This is a genomic window from Mesorhizobium sp. P3_A2, from assembly GCF_056403115.1.
Map to the genome: position 1 here is coordinate 359,034 of NZ_JBFUGC010000002.1, position 21,978 is coordinate 381,011.

The window sequence follows — 21,978 nt, forward strand, 5'->3', positions numbered from 1 at the left end:
TCATGACCACGCTTCCCGGCATTGCCGACATCCACGCCGCCGCCGCGCGGCTCTCCGGCCTGATCGTCGAAACCCCGCTGATCGAATCGTCGGAACTCAACAAGCGCTTCGGCGGCCGCATCCTGTTCAAGCCTGAGACGCTGCAGCGCACCGGCTCGTTCAAGTTCCGCGGCGCCTACAACAAATTGTCGACGCTAAGCGAGGAAGAGCGCGGCCGCGGCGTGGTCGCTTTCTCGTCGGGCAACCACGCACAAGGCGTCGCCGCTTCCGCCGCCATGTTCGGCGTCAAGGCAGTCATCGCCATGCCCGCCGACGCGCCCGCGATGAAGATCGCCAACGTCCGCAAGATGGGCGCCGAGGTGGTGCCGTTCGATCGTTTTCGCGACGACCGCATGACCGTGGTGCGCCCCTATATGGACAAGGGCATGGTGCTGGTGCCGCCCTTCGACGATCCGGCCATCATCTCAGGCCAGGGCACGATCGGCCTCGAACTGATGCGCCAGGCCAAGGCGCTCGGCGTCAGCCTCGACGCGGTTCTCATCCCTTGCGGTGGTGGCGGCCTGTCGAGCGGCATTTCGATTGCGGTCAAAGACGCCTCGCCAGATACGGCGGTCTGGGCGGTGGAGCCCGAGCATTTCGACGACACCCGCCGTTCGCTGATCGAGGGAAAAAGGGTTTCGAACGAACCCGGCCACAGCTCGATCTGCGATGCCATCCTGGTTGCCGAGCCGGGCGAGATGACCTTCGAGATCAACCGCAAGAACCTCGCCGGCGCGATCGCCGTCTCAGACAAGGCGGCGGCACAGGCGATGCGCGACGCCATGGCCCATCTCAAGCTGGTGGTCGAGCCTGGTGGCTGCGTGGCGCTGGCAGCATTGTCATCGGGCGAGATCGAGCTGTCGGGCAAATGCGTGGCCGTGGTGCTATCGGGCGGCAATGTCGATTTCAGCACCTATGCCGAGATCATGGCCGCGGCCTAGGCAGGCGTGCGGGCGGCTTGAGCCGTTGCAGTCTCTCATCCGCTGGATAAAGTAGCGCGATGGCGAAGCACCTGCTGACTATCGAGGACGTCTTTGCAATCCCCGGACGCGGATTTTTGGTGATTCCCGGGCCACTGCTTTCGGAATATACCGGCCCTGTTCGACTACCCGTCAGGCTGGTACTCCCCAGCGGCGAAGAAAAACGAGCGACATTGACGCTTGAGGACATTCGTAAGACGCCCCCGCCAAAGCAGCCTCGGTGGGGTTGTCTGCTTGAGGGTTTCGAGCGAGATGATCTTCCTGCTGGAACGGAAGTTTGGACCTAGCGGCCCAACGCATGGCCGTTGGGCCAACATCGACGCCGATGGCCGAGGAAAGCTGGCATGGCAGACGCTGACATAAGAGCGGCGCTGGATCGCCATTGGGCGGCCTCCGATGCCAATGATTTCGAGGCGGAGCATCAGATCTATCGCGACGACGCGGTGCTCGATTATCCGCAATCGGGCGAGCGCATTCGAGGTCGGCAAAACATCCAGTCGTCGCGCGCCGCGCAGCCGAACCAGAAGCGCTTCGCGGTGCGGCGGATCACCGGCTCAGGCGACCTCTGGATCACCGAATATGTCCTGACCTATGACGGGATTCCCTCCTATACGGTGAGCATCATGGAGTTCCTCGATGGCAAGGTGGCCCGCGAGACCCAGTATTTCGGCGATCCGTTCGATCCGGGACCTTCGCGTGCGCAATGGGTCGAGCGGATATCTTGAAAACCAGGCGGCGATAGCATGACCGGCCTCCGCCCGCTCGACCGCGCCGAACTGCCGGAAGATACGGCTGCTCTCGCCCGCTACCTCATCGGCAGACTGGTGGTGCGGGAGCTGCCGGAAGGCATCGTCAGCGGCCGCATCGTCGAAACCGAAGCCTATGTCACCGGCGACGCCGCCGGCCATGGCTATCGCGGGATGACGCCGCGCAATCGCTCGTTGTTCCTCGAGGCCGGCCACGCCTATGTCTATCTCGCCTATGGCGTCTCCTGGATGCTCAATGTTTCAAGCGAAGGGGCGGGGACCGGCACCGGCGTGCTGATCCGGGCGCTCGAACCGCTCGAAGGCATTCCGCTTATGCGGCAGAGCCGAGGCGTCGAGCGCCTGCGTGACCTGGCGCGAGGGCCGGGACGGCTCGCCCAGGCGTTGCGGATCGATCGTTCGCTCGATGGCCTCGATCTGTGCCGGCAAGGCCCGCTATGGCTGGCCGAAGACGAACATAAGTCCGGCAACATCGGCCAAGGCATCCGGATCGGCATTACCAAGGATGCGGACCGCCCGCTGCGGTTTTATGTCAGGGGCAGCCCCTTCGTCAGCGGTCCGAGATCGCTCAACCCTTGAGAGCCTAGTCCAGTGTCCGCCTGAATCGCACGAGTGCTACGCCGGCAAACAAGGCCACGAACGCAACCAGCCAGGTGATCTCGCTCGCCACCGCCGGCAGCTCGGCGCCTTTCAGCATCACCGCCCGGGTGATGCGCAAAAAATGCGTCAGCGGGAAAATCTCGCCGAAGGTCTGCGCCCAGCCCGGCATGCCGCGATAGGGGAACATGAAGCCCGACAGCAGGATCGACGGCAGGAAGAAGAAGAAGGTCAGCTGCAGTGCCTGCATTTGCGTGCGGGCAATGGTCGAGATGGTGTAGCCGAGCAGCACCAGCGCCAGCACGAACACAAGAACGGCAGTGAGCAGCAGCGACATCGAACCGGTGAAGGGGATGGCAAACAGGAGCTTCGACGCCGCCAGGACCACCACCACCTGCACCGCGCCGACCGCCAGATAGGGCAGCACCTTGCCCAGCATGATCTCGAGCGGACTGGACGGCATCGCCAGCAGGTTCTCCATCGTGCCGCGCTCGGTCTCGCGTGTCAGCGCGATCGAGGTCATCATCACCATGGTCATCTGCAGGATGACGCCGAGCAGCCCGGGAACGATGTTGTATTGCGAGATGCCTTCCGGGTTGTAGCGCCGGTGCACCACCACGTCGAGCTGGCCCCTGGCGTTCTCGGCCGCCGCCTCCTGCATGCCTTGCGCTCGAAGCAGCGCCTGGCTGGCGACGGTGCTTAGAGTCGAGATTGCGCCGCTGGCGGCGGCCGGATCGGTGGCGTCGGCCTCGATCAGGATCTGCGGATTGTCGCCGCGTTCGACCCGGCGGCCGAAATCGGCGGGGATGGTGACGACGAAGGAAACGTCGCCGCGCGCCATCAGGAATTCGGCTTGCTCGGCACTTTGCGCGACATGGTCGAAGCGGTAGTAGCCGGTCGTCTGCAGGGCCGCGACAATGGCGCGGGTGTAGGGGTCGTTGCTGGTCGCCACGAGTGCGGCCGGCAGGCTTTTGGGATCGTTGTTGATGGCATAGCCGAACAGCACCAACTGTAAAAGCGGCACGCCCAGCATCATGGCGAAGGTGATGCGGTCGCGCCGCATCTGGATGAATTCCTTGATCAGCAGCGCACCGAGCCTGGCGAAGGAGAAGACGCTGTTCATGCCATATTGTCCTTCGAGCCGGACATGAACTGGATGAACACATCCTCGAGGCTGGTCTCACCGGGTTTTACGGTGACGCCTTTATGCTCCTTCTCGACATCGGCAAGCGCCTTCTCGAGTGCTGCCTTGTCGGAGCCAACGACATGCAGCGTGGCGCCGAACGGCGCAACCTGGTCGACGCCCGGCCGTTCCTTCAGGGCATCGGCGACCTGGTCGAGGTGCGGCCCCTGCAGCACGAAGGTAGTCAGCCCGGCATTCTTCACCACTTCGTCCACCGTGCCGGTGGCCAGCATCTTGCCGTAGGAGATGTAGCTGATGCGGTGGCAGCGCTCGGCCTCGTCCATATAGTGGGTGGAGACCAGCACGGTCAGGCCGCCGCTGGCGAGACGATGGATCTCGTCCCAAAACTCGCGCCGCGCCTTCGGGTCGACGCCGGCGGTCGGCTCGTCGAGCAAGAGCAGCTTCGGCTTGTGCATAATGCAGGCGGCGAGCGCCAGGCGCTGCTTCCAGCCGCCCGACAGCGTGCCGGCGAGCTGGTTGCGGCGCGTCGTCAGGCCAAGTTCTTCCAGCGTGCGCGCCACATGCTCCTCGACCGGCTTCAGCCGGTAGAGCCGCGCCACGAATTCGAGGTTCTCGCCGATGGTCAGATCCTCGTAGAACGAGAATTTCTGCGTCATATAGCCGACTTCGCGCTTGATCCGGAGCGAGTCGGTTCGGATGTTGAAACCCAGCACCGTGCCTTCGCCCTCGTCGGGCGTCAGCAGGCCGCACATGATGCGGATGGTCGTCGTCTTGCCGGAACCGTTCGGGCCGAGAAAGCCGACGATCTCGCCTTCGGCCACCGCCATCGTCACATGGTCGACGACGGTCTTGTCGCCGAAGCGCTTGACCAGGCCATGAACGTCGATGGCGTTCATTTTGCCGAGGCCGCCAGCTCGACATCGACGATCTGCCCCGGCTGCAGCGCTTGTGCATCGCCCTCCGGCCGCGCCTCGACGAGGTAGACCAGCTTCTGCCGGTTCTCGAGCGAGTAGATCACCGGCGGGGTGAATTCCGGATCGGGCGAGACATAGCTGACGCGCGCCTTCACGCCCTCGCCGCAGCCGTCGCAATGGACGGAAAGCAGCGTGCCGACCTTGATCGATGAAAAGGCTCTTTCCGGGATATAGACGCTGAGTTTCACGGCGCCATCGGGCAGCATCGAGATGACGGGCGCGGTCGGGCCGGCGGTATCGCCGGGGTTGCGGATGACGTCGTTGACGCGGCCGGGCGAGGGCGCCGCCAGCACCCGCTTCGACAGCCGCCACTCAGCCTGTTCCAGCGCCGACTGCGCCTGCTTGACCTGGTTGTCGGCCGCCTTGATCGTTTCGGGCCGCGCCGGCAGGCCGCCGACCGCGAGATTGGCTTCCGCCTGGCCGACCTGCGCATTGGCCGTCTCCAGCGTTGCGGACGCGGTGTCGTAGTCGGCCTGCGTGCCGGTGCCGCGCTTGAACAGATCGCTGGCGCGGTCATAGCGGCGCCTGGCGTCGGTGGCTTGCGCGCGGGCCATGTCGACCTCGGCCTTCAGCACGGCAATCTCTTCCGGTCTTTTGCCAACCTGCAGGTCGGCAAGCTGCGCCTGCGCCTGGGCGAGCGCCGCTTCGGCTTGCGCCACGGCAATCTTGGCGTCGGCGCTTTCCAGCGTCACCACCGGCGTGTTGGGCTCGACACGGTCGCCGCGCTTGACCTTGACGGTCTCGACCTGCGCCACCTCGATCGGCGCCAACAAGACATACTCGCCCTCGACATAGCCGACGGCCAGGGGTGCCGCCGGCGCGCAGGCGCTGAACAGCTGGGCCGCGAGCGGCAGGGAACAGAGAAAACTCATCGCTTGCCCTCCTTGCGGGCGGCCGGCTTTCGCGCGCCCAGCATGGCCTCGAGGTTGTTGGTGGCGACCGCCACCACCTTGGCGGCTTCCGCGACGCCGATCTCGCGCCAGCCCATTCGGCGCAGCACCGCCTCGCGGCCGATGCGGAAATAGATGACCTGGCCGATCAGCGTGAAAACCGTGAGCTTGGTGGCCTCGCTCTCTGCCGGCTCGCCGGTCGCCTGTTCCCAGACCTGGCAGAGCCGCCGATGCGTCGGCTCGAACACGCCGGCATAGATGCGGTCGAGCGCCGCCGTGGGATGCGAGAGCTCTCGGAGTACGAATTGTACGATCTCGCCGGCCTCGGGACTCGCGACGATGAACCCCACCATGCGCTCCAGCGCCGCGAACAGCTGCGCCCTGGCAACCTCGGGGGTGGATTGAGCCGGCGCAGTTCCGATCGCTTGTCCCGCGATTGCCTGGATGGTCTCGACAATGTGGTCGGCGGCGGCCGCGCGCAGCCCTTCCTTGCTGCCGAAATGATAAGCGATGGAGCCGATATTAGCCTTGGCCTCCGCCGCGATCTCGCGCGTCGAGGTGCCGTCGAAGCCCTGCCGTCCGAACAGTTTGAGCGCGGCCAGCACGAGTGCGGCGCGCGTCTGCTCGGCGGGCGATGTCTCCTGGCGGGGCATTTTGTCGGGTGCTGGTTTGATCATGCCAGCTATTTAATCAATCGATTGATTAAAGTCAAATTGATTCTCTGTGCCGGCTTGCCATGTCGAGCCGCAGACGCTTTAGTGCGCAGCCATGGGCAAGGAAGTCGAACGCAAGTTCCTGGTCTCCAGCGCCGAATGGCGCAATCTGGCCGAGGCGGATATCCGCATTCGCCAGTTCTACCTTGCCGCAGCCCCCGGCCGCACCGTGCGGGTGCGCATCAGCGACGGCAGCTCGGCGAAGCTGACGCTCAAATTCGGCAGCCGCGCCCGCGAGCGCGACGAATACGAATATCCGATCCCGCTGGCCGATGCCGAGGAGATGCTGGCCTTCGCTATCGGACATGTCATCGAGAAGACACGCCACCATGTTAGGCATCGCGGCTATCTCTACGAAGTCGATGTTTTCGGCGGGATTCTTGCTGGCCTGGTGGTGGCCGAGCTCGAGACGCCGGAGGATGTACCTGACGAAATGCTGCCTGATTGGCTCGGCCGCGAAGTGACCGGCGAGCAAAGGTTTTACAACGCGTCGCTCGCCCTTGGGGGGATTCCGGAGATCGCCGCATGAGTTTTCGCATCGATCCGCGCCTGCCGCTGACCGGCGAGGTCAGACGCATCCTTGGCGAGGAAATCGGCAAGGCGCTTGCGCATCTGGCCGCGGCGCATGACCGGCCGGAGCAGGCGCTGCACAAATGCCGCAAGCGGCTGAAGAGCGCGCGCGCCTTGCTACGCCTGGTCCATTCCGGTAACGAAACGTTTTGCCAAACTGAAAACCAGTGCTACCGCCAGGTGGCGGCCCTGCTGGCGGGTCCGCGTGAGGCAACCGCGCTGGTCGAGACCATCGACCGGCTGGCGGCCGCCTTTCCAGAGCATGTTGCCGGCGGCGGCCTCGACAGCGTGCGCGACCGGCTGGTTGCGCGCCAGCATGAAATCCATGCCGGCGCCGGCCTCGACGCCGCCATAGGTGCTGCGACGTCTGCCTGCGAGGAAGGCCTTGTCCGGATAGAGCGGCTGCTGCTCCCGGATCTGCCCGAACACGCCGCCGACGTGCTCGCCGACGGCGCCCGCAAGACCTTGCGCCGCGCCAGGAAGGCGCTGGACAGAGCGGGATCGCGCGGCGCGGCAGAGGATTTCCACGACCTGCGCAAGGCGGCAAAGACCCACTCGATGCATCTGTCGTTGCTCGGCCGGCTGTGGCCGACGCCGATCAAGGTGCGGCGCAAGGCGGTCGACGAACTGGGCGAAAAGCTCGGCGAACTGCACGATGTCTTCGTCATGCGCGCCCTGCTCGAAGCCGACGGCGAGCCGCTCGGCGATGCGCAGGACACAAAGCTTCTGGGCAAGCTTTTGAAGCGCTCGGAAAAGAGCCTGAAGAAGGCCTGTCTCGCCGGGGCTGCCGGGCTGTTCGGCGACAACCCGAAGCGCTCGACGAAGAAACTTGCCCGCAATGCGCGCGACGATCTCGCCGGCCCGGCGACCCAGGAAGACGCGAACGCGACGGTCGGCTGACGGCCCGCTGGCCCTCGCCCACCACCCCGTGCTAGTCACGCTCTACGATGACCGCGCCCGCCGAAACGCTTCTCGACCGACTTGGCCGCTGGCTTGCCGGCCGGCTGCAGGACGAATCCTCCGGCTATGAGCCCTACACGCCGTCCGACGCCGAGACGCTGCGTCGCGCGCTCGAACCCGGCGACATCCTGCTCATCGAGGGCAACCAGAAGATCTCCGCGGCCATCAAATACCTGACCCAGTCGACATGGTCGCACGCCGCCTTCTATGTTGGCGATGCCTTGCCCGAACCCGCTGATGGATCGGAGCGGCCGCGCCTGATCGAGGTTACGCTCGGCGAAGGCTGTGTCGCCGTGCCGCTGTCGCGCTACCGCACCTACAACACGCGCATCTGCCGCGCGAGCGGCCTGACGCCGGAAGACCGCGACAAGGTCGTCGCCTTCATGATCGGCAAGCTCGGCCTGAAATACGACCTCAAGAACATCTTCGACATGCTGCGCTTTTTCCTGCCGGCACCGCCGGTGCCGGTGCGCTGGCGCCGCCGCATGCTGGCTTTCGGCTCCGGCGATCCGACGCGCGCCATCTGCTCGACGCTGATTGCCGAGGCCTATGGCGAGATCCGCTATCCGATCCTGCCCGAGATCACCCGCGCGCCCGGCCGCGCCTCGGCGCAGTCGAGCTATTCACGCCGGGAAATCCTGCACATCCGCCACCATTCGCTCTACACGCCGCGCGATTTCGACCTGTCGCCCTTTTTCCGCATCGTCAAGCCGACGCTGGAATATGGCTTCGACTACCGGGCGGTGACCTGGGACGACAAGGCAAGCACAGACGTCGCAGCCGCGAAGGCTGGCGCAATCGCCTCAGACACGTGATGGCTTGGCGCGGCTCGCATCATGCCGAAACCGCGATAGCGCCCCGGTTTTCGGCTCTGTGTTCGACCCAGACATGGACCGGTTCGTCCCGGCCGCGGATGCTCACCGGTCCATGATCGCGCGCATTCAACTGTGTCGTGGGCGATTCCGCCTTCGCGGCCTCAATCAGTCGTGACCCAAAGCAAATATTCGCCTGAAGCTCACGGCAGAGCGACTGCAAACGGCTGGCGACGTTGACGGTGTCGCCCACCACCGCGAAGGACAGATTGCGCTCGCTGCCGACCGCGCCGATGACGACAGCGCCATATTGTGCACCGATCCGAACGTCCAGCGGCGGGTATCCCCTGGACACCCGTTGCACATTCCAGTCTTCGAGAGCGGCGATCATCGCTTCAGCGCATTGAATGGCCCGAGTCGCGTCGTCATGGCTGGCTTGCGGAACGCCGAATGTCGCCATGATGCAATCGCCGATATAGTTATCGACGGTGCCATGGTGGTCGAAAACGACCTGCTCCATGCGACGGTGGAACTGACGCAGAAGTTCGAACACTGCTTCGGCGGGATGATCCTCGGAATAATGTGTGAAGCCGACGATGTCGGCGAACAGCACCGCGATATCCTGCCGGCGGACCGGGCCGAAGGGCTCGTCATCCGTGGCGAGCTGGTCGACGACATTGGGCGAAAAATGCCGGGCGAGATTGGCGCGGGCACGCTCTGCCTTGACATAGTCTTCCGACAGATGTCGGGAACGAGAGACGACCAGCGCCATGATTGCGCCGATAATCAGCACGACCAACACGTTGGTCGCCTGCGCGAATGTATCGACGAAATTGGGGTTGAGATAGAGGTTCAGTCGCTCTGTCACCGGCATCGAATAGAGGTTCGTCGCCGGAATGACGGTTCCCGGACGAAAAATCACCCATCCCACGCCAATCGTCCACGTCAAGGCCGCGAGCGCGCCGAGATAGAGCGCCAATCGTGTCGAAAGGGTCAGCGCGCCAAGGCATACGAAAATCAGCAGGAATTTGAAACTGCCCTCGCGCAGTTGCATCGCGGCCGGCGCGACCTCCTGGGAAAACGGGTTGGGCGTTACCAGCAGAACGGTCAACAGAATGATGTCCAGCGTACCGACGAGGTAACCGATCCACCATCGCGCCGTGCGACGGCGCGCAAAGCGAAACTGGATCAGGCCGACGAGCTGGAACAGCAACAGGCCCGCCAGCACGAAGAGCAGCGAGGCATCCCAGCGGCTGATCAATGAAAAGAAGCAGGAGATCACGGCGAGCGATGCCGTACGCGCCCAGAACTGCAATGCAGCACCCTGGCGTTCTGCGCGCGCCCGCAAATTTTTCAGGCGCGAATAGCGGCGAAGTTCAAGTGTTGGCGCGGTCGGCATGGGATCACTTCGATTTCACGGGGACGTGTCACGCACTCGGCAAACCCGACCTCTACAGTCTGGCAAATCAGTGCGCGAACTCTATCATGAATGTGGTTTCATTTTTGAAATGCGGCTGCAAAGAGCAAAACCGTCCAGACAAAGGATCATGGTGAAAACCGCAGCAGGACAGGCGGAGGCTTGGCCATGTCAGGCCGGCAAAGGACGGCGTCCCTTTGCAGGAGCCGCGGGCCGGTCGAACGCTCCGGCATCCCTGGGGTGCGGGCCGATCGGCATGATCGCCGGAAACGGCGTCGCACCGAAAGCAAACGTCCATTTGTAGCCGGTCAGCCCATCCTCGGGCGTTGTGTGCTGGTCGTGATGGGCGAGCAGCTTGACGCGCTCGGCCAGTTCCTCGGCCTCGCGCTTCACCATCTCGGCCGTTTCCGGCCGCATCCGCCGCGAGAAGGAGACAAAGGTCGCTTCCCGCTCCAGATGGGTGATCGCCCAGCCGATGAAATTCTTGTTGGTCATCTCGAACAATGGCCTGAGCGGCCCTTCGAAATTCCACTGGATCGGCGTGTCGACCAGCAGCCGTGCCGACAGCCCGCTGCCCAGCGCGATCAGCCCGAGCGCTTCGAGATCGCGCAGATAGAGGAACATCGAGGCTTCGCTCAGGCCTTGCGAGCGCATGACGCCCTCGGGCGTGAATTTCTCCGACAGCATGACGAAGATGAACAGCAGCGCCGGCCGCCCGGCGAGCTTGCGCTCAATCTCCGGTGCGATGCGGTTGACCGGTCCTGGTCCCCTGTTCATCGACCCCAGCACATTTTCCAGCTCGACGCCGGCGGCCGCGCAAATCTCCACCAACCGGTCGAGCTTGCAATTGCGCTCATGGAAGATGCGCTTCACCGTCGGCTCGGAAACGCCCATGCGCTCGGCAAGGTCGCGATAGGTGACGCCCTTGGCCTTCAACGTCCGCTTCAGCGCCTCGAAGATCAGGCCATTCATGGGATGCACCTCTTTTACGCCATTTGGTATCGAGTTTCGATACTAGCGGCAATCGGACTTTCCGAAAAGTATCGAAATCTCTAGCTCTCCGCTCGTCATCAGGAGACCTGGCCATGAAAACCCTCATCGCCTCGATTTGTTTCGCCGCCTTCGGCATCGCGCTTGTACCGGTCGCCGAGGCCGGCGAAGTCTGGCGCGCCTCCGGCTTCCAGCAGCCGGAATCGGCGCTGTTCGACGCCGCCAACAACCGCATCATCGTCTCCAACATCGTCGGCAATCCCGGCGAAGCCGACGGTAACGGTTATCTCTCGGTGCTGTCGCCGGACGGCAAGACGATAACGCAACACTGGGCCGACGGCATGGATGCGCCGAAGGGCTCGGCGATCACCGGCGGCAAGCTCTACGTCGCCGACATAACCAAGGTGCGCGTCGTCGATCTCGCCAGCGGCAAGCTCGTGTCGACCATCGATGTGCCTGGCGCCGTCTTCCTCAACGACGTGACATCGGACAGTTCGGGCAAAATTTATGTCACCGATATGCTGGCCGACGCCATCTACCGCATCGACGGCGACAAGCCCGAGTTGTTCGTCAAGGACGCGATGCTGGCGTCACCCAACGGTGTCTTTGCCGATGGCCATCGGCTGATCGTGGCGTCCTGGGGCAAGGGCATCAGGCCCGATTTCAGCACCGCCGAGCCCGGCGGCCTGTTGTCGGTGGATATCGCCAGCAAAGCCGTCACGCCATTGCCCGGCGCGCAAAATTTCGCTGACCTCGACGGCGCCGTCGCCATCGGCGACAGCATCTACGCCACCGCCTACATGACCGGCACGCTCTATCGCTACAAGGTGGCGGCGCCCCACAGGTTGTGGCGCAGTTCAAGCCGGGCAGCGCCGACATCGGCACGGACGGCACGCGGATCTTCGTGCCGCTGATGAACGAAGGCGAGATCGCGGTGCTGAGCCTGGACTGACAACGCACACTTGCCTGCTCAGTCAGCGGGTACGGCTTTGAGTTGCGCCCGCGCATCGTTGATCGAGGCAGCAAAAGTCACCAGCGGCCGCTTGACGCCGTGGGTGTCGGCGGTTTTTCTGCTGGCAGGCTGCGGGCACGGGCTGATCAACCGGCTGATCTGATTTCCGCTCCGGACCGTTAGTTTTCTTCAAGCTCGCTGTCACTATCTGCCACCGCATGCCGCCGCTGCAGCAGCCGCGCTGCCAGCCAGCACAGCATTGCCCAGGCGAAGCCAGCGCACCAGCCGGCGAGCACGTCGGAAGGCCAGTGGACGCCGAGATAGACGCGGCTGACGCCGACCAGCAGCGTCGTCAAAACCGCCAGGCAGAGCACGAAGATCTTGGTCGTGCGTCCCGGCAGGAAGCGCGCCGCCAACGAGCCGAGCGTCAGATAAGTCACCGCCGAAACCATGGCATGGCCGCTTGGAAACGAGAGCGAGGTCTCGTTGGCCAGGTGAGAGACGAGGTCCGGGCGCGGCCGGTCGACGCCGGCTTTCAGCAGGCTGGACAGCGCCTGGCCGCCAGCCACCGCCACCAGGATGAACAGCGCCGTTCCTGCCTTGCGGATCAGCAGCAGATAGACAATCACCGCCGCCACGATCAGCACCAGCACCGCGGAGCTGCCGAGGCTGGTGATGTCGCGCATCGCTCCCTGCAGCCAGAGCGGGCCGAGCGGAACCTCGGGATGGCCGGCCTGGCGGAAGGCGAGCAGGATCTCGGTATCGAAAGCATGCGGGGTGGTGTCGCGCGCCACTTCCATCAGCTCCTCGAACCCCCACAGTCCGCCGGCGATGATCAGTCCGGCGAGCAGCACCGGAAATTCGATCCTGTTGGCGAGGGTACGGATGGCGGCCTTCATCGGACTATAACCGCCCCTGCAGATAGGGCCCGAGTGTGATCAGCGCCACGGCGGCGATGGCCAGCACAATGCCGGTTGCCTGCAAGGCATTGACGCGCTCGCCGAAGAACACCAGCGCTACGGCGTTGACCGCTACCAGCTGGATCACCGCCGACAGGCTGAACGAGACCGACATGCCGAACTCGCGGACCAGCCGCAGCATCATCAGATTGCCCGCCGTATAGAGCGCCAGCGTCAGCAGGATCTTGCCGAGGCTCGGCGCCAGCCCCCATTGCTTGGCCGCGATTGCCGCCAAAAGGAAAATGACCGTCGAAATGACGAGCTGCGCCAGTCCCCAGAAACTCACTTTTGTGCCTCGCTGCCGTTCTTGGCAGCCCTTGTTTCGCAAGCGCGCCGGCTCGTCAAGCAGACTGCAGCGGAACAAGCCCGACCGGTGACGAGAGGCAGCCGGTGGGTGGCAGCAAGATCGCGGCCTGATTGCCAACGCGCGGGCCGGATTCACCCAAATCCAGGCGACTGTTCCACTCAAGCCTCGGGAAAGATTGGACATTTAATCATGGCGCCCTAGGTCTTCTAGAGGAGGCTGCCATGCCGAAGTCTGTTTATGACCGTGGCCTGCTCAGGCCCGATGACATCGCCAAGCTGCAACGTGTGTTCGACGAGGCCTGCCGCAGGCGCGACGTGCATCCCGATTCGGCCGAGGCACGGGAGATCGCGCTGAACGTGCTCGCGCTCCACAATGCCGGCATGGTCGAGGAGGACATGCTTATGGAAACCGTCGGGTTCCGCCGGTTGGAGCCGAAATCGGCGTGAAGCCGTGAGGATGGCCCTTGGCCTAGCCGGCGCGCTGCACGACGGCCACGTTCATCTCCGACCTTAGCTTGAAGCCGATGGATTCGTATAACCGAATCGCGTTGGCATTGTTGGCATAGGCGTGCAGGTAGGGCACCTCGCCGCGCGCCATGATCCGGTTCGACACGAACAGCGACAGCAGCCGGCCAAGGCCGCCGCCGCGAAAGTCCGGATGCGAGCATACGCCGCTGAGTTCGCTGTATCCGGGCTGCTTCATGCGCTCGTCGGCCATCGCCGCCAGCCTGCCATTGATCTTCACGCCCCAGAAATCGCCGAGACTGAGCGCCTTGAGCGTGAACGGCCCGGGCTTGGTCAGCGTCGCCAGAGCGAGCATCTCGGCCGCATCGTCCAGCGTCAGTTGCTGGACGCGCTCATCCGACACGGCGGGCAACGGCGCCTCGGCGACCATCTGAACACCGAAGGCGGTCACGGTCGCGGTCAGTTCAGACGGCAGGGCAATAGGATCCGCCTGAAGCATGAACACGCTTTCACCTGCGGGAACGAGTCTTGTGAGCGCCTGCAGGCTTTCGGCGTCGTCGGTCGCGGTGGCGGCGAAGGGAACGATCGAGGAGGGATAACGCCTGGCGAGCTTGTCGCCATAGGCAAAGATTCGATGCCGCGTGTCGAGCGCGCTCCAGACGGGTCGGTCGAGGATATGGCTCATGGCGCGACACCCTGCTTTACGCGACGATCGAGCGGAGCCGCCGCCAGGCCGTCCTCGATGGCCGAGAGTTGTTCTAGAAGTGGCCCTGCAAGGCCTTTGCACAGGTCGGCGACGGCATTCTCGATGCGCGGCCAGACGTCCCGCTTCGCTCTGTCGACCAGACGTTGACCATTCTTGGTCAGCGAGACCATTCGCCGTCGCTGGTCGCCGTCCGACTGAATGGCCTCGACTAGGTCCAGCTCGGCCAGCAGCGCCACGCTGCGCGTCACGCCCGGCTGGGTGATGCCGAGCGACTGCGCCAGCTCGCCGACCGGCAGCGGCCCGAGCCGATCAAGCGCGGCCAGCAGAGGGTACTGGCTCGACTGGACCGGAACCTCCAGGCCATCGAGCATGCGCTGCGTATCGGCCTGCAGCTGCTCGCCGATGCGCTTCAGCCTGCTGCCGAGGGTGAGGTAGCCAAGAGATCGAATGATGTCTTCCATTGGTGGGTCCGCTCATTGCAACCATAACATGTTATATAACAAGGCAAGAAGTGGAATCAAGAGCACGCCACGGCGATTTGCCGGACGCCTCCAAGCTTAGTCATCCACGGGCGATCTGCCTTGCAATCGCTTCGGCCTGCAGGCCGGCGCTGTGGAAATAGCTGGTCAGGCTCGGCCGCATGCCGATGAACCACAGACCGGGCTGGCCGCTCGGCGTGCCGCCATTGGCTTTTGGCACGCCCTTGGCGTCGAGCACGCCGAGGTCGCCCAGCATGGACTCCAAGCCGGTGCGATAGCCGGTCGCTGCGATCACCACATCCGGCTCAATCACCGTATCGTCGTTCAACCGCACGCCCGGGCCTTCGAAGGCCGCGACGGGCGCCACCACCGAAATCCGTCTGGCCTTCAGCGCGGCGACGGCGCCGTCGTCGACGGCAATCGCAATCTGCTCGACGCCGAGCCGGCTGGCGCCGCCTTTCGGCGCCGGCGGCAGGCCGAAGCGGGTAAGGTCGCCAAACACCAGGCGTTGCGTCGCCGCGATCATGGCGTCGGCAATCCACGTCGGCAGCATCGCCATGAAGCCGCCGAAGCGCGCCACGGCAACCTTGCCGATCCGCTTCGGCATCAGCGAAGGACCTTGCCTGGCCGACAGCCACACGGCATCCGTGTCGGCGCGGGCAAGGTGGTTGAGCACGTCGAAGCCGGAATTGCCGGCTCCGACCACCAGCACTTTTTTGCCGGCATAGTCCTCCGCTGTGCCGAAATCGGCGGCGTGGACGAACTTGCCGGCGAACGTCGCCTTGCCCGGCCAATCCGGTGTCCACGGCAAGCGGTCACGGCCGGTGGCAACGATGACGTGACGTGCGCTCAGCACTCCTTGGCTGGTATGGACGAGCCAGTGGCCGCCGTTGCGCTCGACCCGTTCGACGGCGGTGCCGAATTCGACCCTTATGCCGCGGGTGCGGGCAAAATCATTGAGATAGCCGACGATGACATCCTTGTTCGGAAAGGCGGCGGTGCGCGACGGATAGGCAAGGCCGGGCAGGGCCGACAGCGCGCGATGCGTATTGAGGGTCAGCCTCTCGTGTCGTCGCCGCCACGGTTCGGCGATCCGCTGTTCCTTGTCCAGCACAACCGCCGCCATGCCGCGCCGGCCAAGCGCGTCGGCAGCGGCCAAACCTGCCGCCCCGGCGCCGATGACGATCACCGTCTCGTCAGAGCCTTTCGGCCCCGGGACGATGGGCATCGTTTCGCCTGTCGTTGCCGCCATTCGGTCGAGATTCCCTTTTAGCTGCGCCATGGAGACCCGTCCTATATGGCCCGTCCTGTATGGCACATGGGCGATATGATCGATAATGAGGTCGCGTCAATGCGACTGATTCGAGGCCTTGGGGGCAGGCCTCTGTTTATCATCGGCACGCGGAAGCTCGACCATGCCCTCCTTGCGTATCTTTCTCGACAGACTGCTGGAGGGCGCTGCAGCCAAGGTGCTGCGCCAGGATTTGTCGCATGTCGAGCGGCTGGCGCTGGTTCGCCAGCACGGCGACTTCTCTCTGGCCTATTCGACCGCCGTGCAGCAAAAACTGTCCTATTTCGGCGACACTGAGGGCTATATCGCCTTCGGCACCAAGATGAAGCACCATTTCGCGCTCGGTGACCCGGTGGCCCACCCGCCTGATCGGCCCGACTACATAAGACGCTTCGTCGAAGCCGCCGACAGCCCGTGGTTCGTGCAGATCGGCGAACCGACGGCGCGCGTGCTGTCCGGGCTCGGCTACCAGGTCAACCGTCTCGGCGTCGACACGCGGCTGGAGCTTCCCGCGCACGACTTTTCCGGCAAGCGCAACGAAACCGTGCGCTATTCCGAACGCTGGCTGTTGAAGAAGGGGTTTTCCTTTGGCGAGGGAGCGGTCTACCTCGACGAGGTCCAGCGCCTGTCGCAGAACTGGCGGGCCGACCGCATCGTCAAGCGCTGGGAGATGGCCTTCCTCAACCGCCCCTTCGCCGATCATCTCGGCATCGATATGCGCCGTTTCGTGCTCTACAGCCCGGAAGGCGAACTCGTCGCCTTGCTCGATTTCGATCCGCTGTTCCGAGACGGCAAGGTGATTGGCTATACCACCTCGTTCAAGCGCAAGCACATCGATGCCTCGCCGCATGCCGAAATCGGCCTGACCAAATTCGCCGTCGACCGCTTTCGCGGCGAGGGCATTTCGGTCGTCACGCTCGGCCTGTCGCCGATGCTCGACGTCGGCGCCAATGAATTTGCCGAATCGAGCTTCTGGCGCAACGCTTTCGAGCGCGCCTATGAATCTCCCTGGGTCAACCGCAGCAAGTTCAACCTCAAGGGCCAGGCGGCGTTCAAGCGCCGCTTCCACGGCATCGAGGAGCCTACCTACATCGCCTTTCGCAAGGGGACGCTGGTCGAGATGCTGGGCCTGCTGCGCCTGATCAAGGCGATCTAGCCCTTGGCCGAAGCCACGGCTCGTCAGTTCCTGAGCCGGTAGCCGGTCCTGAATATCCAGGCGACGATGGCGATGCAGACCGCCAGGAAGACCACCGTCATGCCGAGGCTGATGCCGACCGAGACGTCCGACTTGCCATAAAAGCTCCAGCGGAAACCGCTGATCAGATAGACGACGGGGTTGAACAGCGTCACCGTGCGCCAGACCTCGGGCAGCATGTTGATCGAATAGAAGCTGCCGCCAAGGAAGGTCAGCGGCGTGATGATCAAAAGCGGCACCAGCTGCAGCTGCTCAAAACTTTTCGCCCAGATGCCGATGATGAAGCCGAACAGGCTGAAGGTCACCGCCGTCAGCACCAGGAAGGCGAGCATCCAGAACGGGTGCTGGATATGCAGCGGCACGAACAGCGAGGCCGTAGCCAGGATGATCAGGCCGAGAATGATCGACTTGGTTGCCGCACCGCCGACATAGGCGATGACGATCTCCAGATAGGACACCGGCGCCGACAAAAGCTCGTAGATCGAGCCGACGAATTTCGGGAAATAGATGGCGAAGGAGGCGTTGGAGATCGACTGCGTCAACAGCGACAGCATGATCAAGCCGGGTACGATGAAGGCGCCGTAGCTGATGCCGTCGATCTCGGTGATGCGCGAGCCGATGGCCGAGCCGAAGACGACGAAATAGAGCGATGTCGAGATCACCGGCGAGACGATGCTCTGCAGCACGGTGCGCAATGCACGCGCCATCTCGACCCGATAGATCGCCCAGACTGCGCGCCAATTCATGCGTCTTGCCTCAACAGATTGACGAATATCTCCTCGAGCGAGCTGTTTTGCGTGTCCATGTCGCGGAACTGGATGCCGGCCGCCTCGAGCTCGCGCAGCAGCGAGGCGACGCCGGGGCGTTCGCTCTGATTGTCATAGGTGTAGGTCAGTTGTGTGCCATCCGGCGACAGCTCCAGTCTATAGCGCGAGAAAGCATCGGGAACGACGGTCAGCGGCGTGCGCAGCTCCAGCAGCAGCCGCTTGCGTCCAAGCTTGTGCATCAGCTCGGCCTTGCCTTCGACCAGGATGATCTCGCCCTTGTTAATGACGCCGACGCGGTCGGCCATCGCCTCGGCCTCTTCGATGTAATGCGTGGTGAGGATGATGGTGACGCCATCGTCGCGCAGCCGGCGCACCATCGCCCACATGTCCTGGCGCAGCTCGACATCGACGCCGGCGGTCGGCTCATCGAGGAACAGCACGCGCGGCTCGTGCGACAGCGCCTTGGCGATCATCAGCCGGCGCTTCATGCCGCCCGACAGCGTGATCGCCTTGGCGTCCTTCTTGTCCCACAGCGACAGGTCGCGCAGCACCTTCTCGACAAAGCCGGGGTTGGGCGCCTTGCCGAACAGGCCGCGGCTGTAATTGACCGTCGTCCACACCGTCTCGAAAGCGTCGATGGTCAGCTCCTGGGGCACCAGGCCGATCAGGCTGCGCGCGGCGCGGTAATCGCGGTTGATGTCATGGCCGTCGACCGTGACCGTGCCCGACGAGCGGTTGACGATGCCGCAGACGATCGAGATCAGCGTCGTCTTGCCGGCGCCGTTCGGCCCCAGCAGCGCGAAGATCTCGCCGCGTTCGATGTCGAGGTTGATTTCCTTCAGCGCCTTGAAGCCGGTGGCATAGGTCTTGGTGACCCCGGAAATCGCAATGATGGAGGGCGAAATAGTGGAAGACATGAGGCGGGAAACGACTGCTTGAAAGGGATTATTATTGCGCTGAATGTCGGTGCGCACGGCCGGAAGTCAATGCCGCTGCTGACAATTGTGGACAAATGTTCCCTTATTGCCCTTTCGCCGTGCGTTGCTGCAGACGGCTTTGTGAAGAGGACCCCCACCCTAACCCTCCCCACAAGGGGGAGGGAACGCTGCCGCCCGCCTCCCTCATCTGACGTCATAACCCCGACAAATTGGCCGCTGTCAGCGCCGACGCAAGTCTCCCTCCCCCTTGTGGGGAGGGGTTAGGGGTGGGGGTATTCGTAGGGTGCCGTCATATGCGATTGCTCCGGACGGTGGGGCACTGACGGTTTGGCCTGATCTGCTGCGACAACGCGCCCCGCGTGGCGCCACGCCGCTTTGACCGGACCGTGTACAGCGCCTATCCTGCGGCAAGAAACAGCAGCCGGAGCCCGCCATGGACCCGCTCATCCTGTCGCGAATGCAGTTCGGGGCGAACATTTCGTTCCACATCCTGTTTCCGACGATCACCATCGCGCTTGGCTGGGTGCTGCTGTTCTTCAAGCTGCGTTACAACGCCACCAATGATTCCGCCTGGATGCGCGCCTATTTCACCTGGGTGAAGGTGTTCGCGCTGTCCTTCGCCATGGGCGTGGTGTCGGGCGTCACCATGAGCTTCCAGTTCGGCACCAACTGGCCGGGTTATATGGAAAAGGTCGGCAACATTGCCGGGCCGCTGCTCGCCTACGAGATCCTCACCGCTTTCTTCCTCGAAGCGGCCTTCCTCGGCATCATGCTGTTCGGCTTCCGCCGTGTGTCGAACCGCGTCCATACGCTGGCCACCGTGCTGGTCGCCGGCGGCACCACGCTGTCCGCCTTCTGGATCATCGCGCTGAACTCCTGGATGCAGACGCCGGCCGGCTTCGAGATCATCGACGGCAAGGCGCATCCGGTCGACTGGTGGGCGATCGTCTTCAACCCGTCCATGCCTTACCGCCTGACGCACATGCTGCTCGCCTCAGGGCTCACCGTCTCGTTCCTGATCGCTGGCCTGTCGGCGCTGCGCTATCTCACCGGCGACCGTTCGGAATCGATGTGGAAGGCGCTGCGCACCGGCGTCTTCACCGCCGCCATCCTGATCCCGATCCAGATCTTTGCCGGCGACCAGCACGGCCTGAACACGCTGGAGCACCAGCCGCAGAAGATCGCCGCCATGGAAGCCAACTGGAACACCGGGCCCAACGTGCCGCTGGTGCTGTTCGCCTGGCCGGATGAGGCGGCGAAGGAAAACAGGTTCGAGGTCGCCATCCCCGATGGCGCCAGTGTCGTGCTGCGGCACTCGACCACCGGCATCGTGCCGGGGCTGAACGACTATCCCGGCCTCCACCCGCCGGTCCTTCCGTTGTTCTGGGGCTTTCGCATCATGGTCGGCACCGGCATTTTGATGCTTGTCGTCTCGTGGTCGGCGACCTTCTTCCTCAAGCGCCGGCACAGCCTGCCTCGGCCGCTCGCCATGCTGATGGTGCCGATGGCGCTGTCAGGCTGGCTGGCAACGCTGGCCGGCTGGTACACCACCGAGATCGGCCGCCAGCCCTGGCTGGTCACAGGCGTGTTGAAAACGGCGGACGCCGTCGGCCCGGTCGCCGGCAGCCATGTCGCGCTGACGCTGGCGATCTATCTCATCCTCTATGTGCTGCTGTTGATCGCCTATCTCGGCGTGCTGGTGCACCTGGCGCTGAAGGCGGCCAAGGATGGCGATACCTCGCCGCTGCCGGGCGTGATGAAGACGGCCATGTCGCAACCGGCTGCGGGGGAGTGAGGATGTACACTTTCATGGTCAGCGCTGCCCCTCACCTGCCTGCCGGCATCCTCTCCCCGTATAGGGACGGGGAGAGGGGCGCTGTCGTCGCCGGTTTCGCCAATCGCCGGCGTTGCAGGAAGTACGCCGATGTCGCGGCCAGCCGCCTTCTCCCCGTCACTATACGGGGAGAAGGTCCCGGCAGGGGGATGAGGGGCGGCGCCGGCCTCGCAAATCAAGACCAGGGCGTGAGGAGACATCGATGACCTTCGACTGGCCAACCGCGCTCCCCCTCATCTTCGCCGGCCTGATGGGCCTGGCCATCCTGATCTACGTCATTCTCGACGGTTTCGATCTCGGCATCGGCATCCTGTTCTCGGTCGCCGAGGATGCCGAGCAGGACACGATGATTGCTGCAATAGGCCCGTTCTGGGACGCCAACGAGACCTGGCTGGTGCTGGCCGTCGGCCTGCTTCTGGTCGCCTTCCCGATGGCGCATGGCGTCATCCTGACCGCACTCTATCTGCCGGTCTTCGTGCTGCTGATCGGCCTCATCCTGCGCGGCGTCGCCTTCGACTTCCGCGCCAAAGTGCCGTCTGGCAAGAAGCATCGCTGGAACCGCATCTTCTTCCTCGGCTCCATCATCGCCTCGCTGGCGCAGGGCTATATGCTGGGCGTCTATGTGCTGGGCCTCGATGTCGGCCTTGGCGGCATCGCCTTCGGCGCGCTGGTGGCGCTTTGCCTGTCGGCCGCCTATGCCGCGATGGGCGCCGCCTGGGTGATCTACAAGACCGAGGGCGAATTGCAGAAGAAGGCGGTGGCCTGGCTGCGCACAACCCTCGTGCTGACCGCGCTCGGCATGGCGGCGGTGTCGCTGGCCACCCCCTTCGCCAGCCCGCGCATTTTCGCCAAATGGTTCGTCTGGCCCGAAATGCTCTATCTGTCGCCGCTGCCGATCCTGTCGGCGCTGCTCTTCCTGTGGCTGTGGCGGCAGACCTTCCATCTGCCGAAGCCCGACGACCGCCATGCGCTCCGGCCGTTCCTGACGCTCGCCACCATCTTCGCGCTCGGCTTTGCCGGGCTGGCGTGGTCGTTCTACCCCTTCGTGGTGCCCGACAAGCTGACCATCTGGCAGGCGGCGTCAGCGACGGAAAGCCTGGCGATCATCCTCGCCGGCACGGTGGTCGTGCTGCCGGTGATTATTTTCTATTCGTTCTATGCGTATCGGGTGTTCGGCGGGAAGGCGACCGATTTGACGTATGATTGAGGGTCGATGAGAGCGTCTTTCTCCCCGTC

General features: G+C 64.0%; 24 protein-coding genes. 11 read left to right on the top strand and 13 right to left on the bottom strand.

The genetic code is table 11. The annotated features are described in order from the left end of the window. The first annotated feature begins 2 nt into the window (after window positions 1–2). The 3 genes from AC1DXM_RS06255 (at window position 3) to AC1DXM_RS06265 (ending at window position 2,362) form a co-directional block, all read left to right on the top strand. The gene (locus AC1DXM_RS06255) at window positions 3–980 is read left to right on the top strand and encodes a threonine/serine dehydratase (protein WP_477232264.1); all 978 of its coding nucleotides are present in this window, start codon (window positions 3–5) and stop codon (window positions 978–980) included. A gap of 383 nt (window positions 981–1,363) precedes the next feature. After that, the gene (locus tag AC1DXM_RS06260) at window positions 1,364–1,744 is read left to right on the top strand and encodes a nuclear transport factor 2 family protein (protein ID WP_477232265.1); all 381 of its coding nucleotides are present in this window, start codon (window positions 1,364–1,366) and stop codon (window positions 1,742–1,744) included. Window positions 1,745–1,762: 18 nt separating this feature from the next. Further along, window positions 1,763–2,362 carry a DNA-3-methyladenine glycosylase gene (locus tag AC1DXM_RS06265; protein ID WP_477232266.1) on the top strand — a complete coding sequence of 200 codons (600 nt, stop codon included), beginning with the start codon at window positions 1,763–1,765 and terminating at the stop codon, window positions 2,360–2,362. Window positions 2,363–2,366: 4 nt separating this feature from the next. Here the strand turns inward: AC1DXM_RS06265 and AC1DXM_RS06270 are convergent, their stop codons facing one another. The 4 genes from AC1DXM_RS06270 to AC1DXM_RS06285 are packed head-to-tail and all read right to left on the bottom strand — an operon-like array spanning window position 2,367 to window position 6,065. After that, on the bottom strand, window positions 2,367–3,503 hold the full coding sequence (locus tag AC1DXM_RS06270; RefSeq protein WP_477232267.1) for an ABC transporter permease: 1,137 nt from the start codon (window positions 3,501–3,503) through the stop codon (window positions 2,367–2,369). Then, window positions 3,500–4,420: an ABC transporter ATP-binding protein gene (locus tag AC1DXM_RS06275; RefSeq protein ID WP_477232268.1), complete on the bottom strand. Its 921-nt coding sequence runs from the start codon at window positions 4,418–4,420 to the stop codon at window positions 3,500–3,502. The genes AC1DXM_RS06270 and AC1DXM_RS06275 overlap by 4 nt, the downstream gene beginning before the upstream one ends. Then, entirely contained in the window at window positions 4,417–5,370 is a 954-nt protein-coding gene (locus AC1DXM_RS06280) for an HlyD family secretion protein (protein ID WP_477232269.1), read from the bottom strand. Before AC1DXM_RS06280 ends, AC1DXM_RS06275 begins: the two co-directional genes overlap by 4 nt. Continuing rightward, entirely contained in the window at window positions 5,367–6,065 is a 699-nt protein-coding gene (locus AC1DXM_RS06285; protein WP_477232270.1) for a CerR family C-terminal domain-containing protein, read from the bottom strand. The genes AC1DXM_RS06280 and AC1DXM_RS06285 overlap by 4 nt, the downstream gene beginning before the upstream one ends. 91 nt (window positions 6,066–6,156) lie before the next feature. On the opposite strand from AC1DXM_RS06285, the gene AC1DXM_RS06290 reads away from it, so the two are divergent. Genes AC1DXM_RS06290 through AC1DXM_RS06300 form a run of 3 tightly spaced genes read left to right on the top strand, consistent with a single transcriptional unit; the run spans window position 6,157 to window position 8,446 of the window. Beyond that, on the top strand, window positions 6,157–6,630 hold the full coding sequence (locus AC1DXM_RS06290; protein ID WP_477232271.1) for a CYTH domain-containing protein: 474 nt from the start codon (window positions 6,157–6,159) through the stop codon (window positions 6,628–6,630). After that, window positions 6,627–7,571 carry a CHAD domain-containing protein gene (locus AC1DXM_RS06295; RefSeq protein ID WP_477232272.1) on the top strand — a complete coding sequence of 315 codons (945 nt, stop codon included), beginning with the start codon at window positions 6,627–6,629 and terminating at the stop codon, window positions 7,569–7,571. The genes AC1DXM_RS06290 and AC1DXM_RS06295 overlap by 4 nt, the downstream gene beginning before the upstream one ends. Window positions 7,572–7,618: 47 nt before the next feature. Beyond that, the gene (locus AC1DXM_RS06300) at window positions 7,619–8,446 is read left to right on the top strand and encodes a C40 family peptidase (protein WP_477232273.1); all 828 of its coding nucleotides are present in this window, start codon (window positions 7,619–7,621) and stop codon (window positions 8,444–8,446) included. A 19-nt stretch (window positions 8,447–8,465) separates the two neighbouring features. Here AC1DXM_RS06300 and AC1DXM_RS06305 read toward each other — a convergent pair whose 3' ends face one another. Together AC1DXM_RS06305 and AC1DXM_RS06310 are read right to left on the bottom strand one after the other, a co-directional pair. Next, window positions 8,466–9,842, bottom strand: coding sequence for an adenylate/guanylate cyclase domain-containing protein (locus AC1DXM_RS06305; RefSeq protein WP_477232274.1), 1,377 nt, complete (start codon window positions 9,840–9,842; stop codon window positions 8,466–8,468). Window positions 9,843–10,031: 189 nt separating this feature from the next. Further along, entirely contained in the window at window positions 10,032–10,832 is an 801-nt protein-coding gene (locus AC1DXM_RS06310; RefSeq protein ID WP_352557824.1) for a helix-turn-helix domain-containing protein, read from the bottom strand. Between the two features lie 113 nt (window positions 10,833–10,945). Between AC1DXM_RS06310 and AC1DXM_RS06315 the strand changes: the two genes are divergently transcribed. Then, window positions 10,946–11,764 (top strand): SMP-30/gluconolactonase/LRE family protein, encoded by an 819-nt coding sequence (locus AC1DXM_RS06315; RefSeq protein WP_477232275.1) that lies wholly within the window; start codon window positions 10,946–10,948, stop codon window positions 11,762–11,764. Window positions 11,765–11,981: 217 nt separating this feature from the next. Here the strand turns inward: AC1DXM_RS06315 and AC1DXM_RS06320 are convergent, their stop codons facing one another. After that, complete coding sequence (locus AC1DXM_RS06320) at window positions 11,982–12,701, bottom strand: phosphatase PAP2 family protein (RefSeq protein WP_477232276.1); 720 nt, start codon at window positions 12,699–12,701, stop codon at window positions 11,982–11,984. 4 nt (window positions 12,702–12,705) lie between these two features. After that, entirely contained in the window at window positions 12,706–13,047 is a 342-nt protein-coding gene (locus tag AC1DXM_RS06325; RefSeq protein WP_192257146.1) for a hypothetical protein, read from the bottom strand. A 242-nt stretch (window positions 13,048–13,289) separates the two neighbouring features. Here AC1DXM_RS06325 and AC1DXM_RS06330 point away from each other — a divergent pair, with 242 nt between their 5' ends. Then, window positions 13,290–13,514, top strand: coding sequence for a hypothetical protein (locus AC1DXM_RS06330; RefSeq protein WP_142867420.1), 225 nt, complete (start codon window positions 13,290–13,292; stop codon window positions 13,512–13,514). A 22-nt stretch (window positions 13,515–13,536) separates the two neighbouring features. Here AC1DXM_RS06330 and AC1DXM_RS06335 read toward each other — a convergent pair whose 3' ends face one another. The 3 genes from AC1DXM_RS06335 to AC1DXM_RS06345 all read right to left on the bottom strand — a co-directional run bounded on the left by AC1DXM_RS06335 (window position 13,537) and on the right by AC1DXM_RS06345 (window position 15,945). Beyond that, window positions 13,537–14,217 carry a GNAT family N-acetyltransferase gene (locus AC1DXM_RS06335; protein ID WP_477232277.1) on the bottom strand — a complete coding sequence of 227 codons (681 nt, stop codon included), beginning with the start codon at window positions 14,215–14,217 and terminating at the stop codon, window positions 13,537–13,539. Beyond that, window positions 14,214–14,699 carry a MarR family winged helix-turn-helix transcriptional regulator gene (locus tag AC1DXM_RS06340; protein WP_477232278.1) on the bottom strand — a complete coding sequence of 162 codons (486 nt, stop codon included), beginning with the start codon at window positions 14,697–14,699 and terminating at the stop codon, window positions 14,214–14,216. The genes AC1DXM_RS06335 and AC1DXM_RS06340 overlap by 4 nt, the downstream gene beginning before the upstream one ends. Before the next feature lie 100 nt (window positions 14,700–14,799). Next, window positions 14,800–15,945 carry a flavin-containing monooxygenase gene (locus tag AC1DXM_RS06345; RefSeq protein ID WP_477232279.1) on the bottom strand — a complete coding sequence of 382 codons (1,146 nt, stop codon included), beginning with the start codon at window positions 15,943–15,945 and terminating at the stop codon, window positions 14,800–14,802. A 187-nt stretch (window positions 15,946–16,132) separates the two neighbouring features. Here AC1DXM_RS06345 and AC1DXM_RS06350 point away from each other — a divergent pair, with 187 nt between their 5' ends. Further along, window positions 16,133–17,164, top strand: a complete 1,032-nt coding sequence (locus AC1DXM_RS06350) for a phosphatidylglycerol lysyltransferase domain-containing protein (RefSeq protein WP_477232280.1) — start codon at window positions 16,133–16,135, stop codon at window positions 17,162–17,164. Between the two features lie 23 nt (window positions 17,165–17,187). Here the strand turns inward: AC1DXM_RS06350 and AC1DXM_RS06355 are convergent, their stop codons facing one another. After that, complete coding sequence (locus tag AC1DXM_RS06355) at window positions 17,188–17,949, bottom strand: ABC transporter permease (protein WP_477232281.1); 762 nt, start codon at window positions 17,947–17,949, stop codon at window positions 17,188–17,190. Next, complete coding sequence (locus AC1DXM_RS06360) at window positions 17,946–18,887, bottom strand: ABC transporter ATP-binding protein (RefSeq protein ID WP_477232282.1); 942 nt, start codon at window positions 18,885–18,887, stop codon at window positions 17,946–17,948. The genes AC1DXM_RS06355 and AC1DXM_RS06360 overlap by 4 nt, the downstream gene beginning before the upstream one ends. A gap of 454 nt (window positions 18,888–19,341) precedes the next feature. Here AC1DXM_RS06360 and AC1DXM_RS06365 point away from each other — a divergent pair, with 454 nt between their 5' ends. Next, window positions 19,342–20,703 carry a cytochrome ubiquinol oxidase subunit I gene (locus tag AC1DXM_RS06365; RefSeq protein ID WP_477232283.1) on the top strand — a complete coding sequence of 454 codons (1,362 nt, stop codon included), beginning with the start codon at window positions 19,342–19,344 and terminating at the stop codon, window positions 20,701–20,703. A gap of 241 nt (window positions 20,704–20,944) precedes the next feature. After that, window positions 20,945–21,949 carry a cytochrome d ubiquinol oxidase subunit II gene (locus AC1DXM_RS06370; protein WP_477232284.1) on the top strand — a complete coding sequence of 335 codons (1,005 nt, stop codon included), beginning with the start codon at window positions 20,945–20,947 and terminating at the stop codon, window positions 21,947–21,949. The last annotated feature ends 29 nt before the right edge of the window (window positions 21,950–21,978 follow it).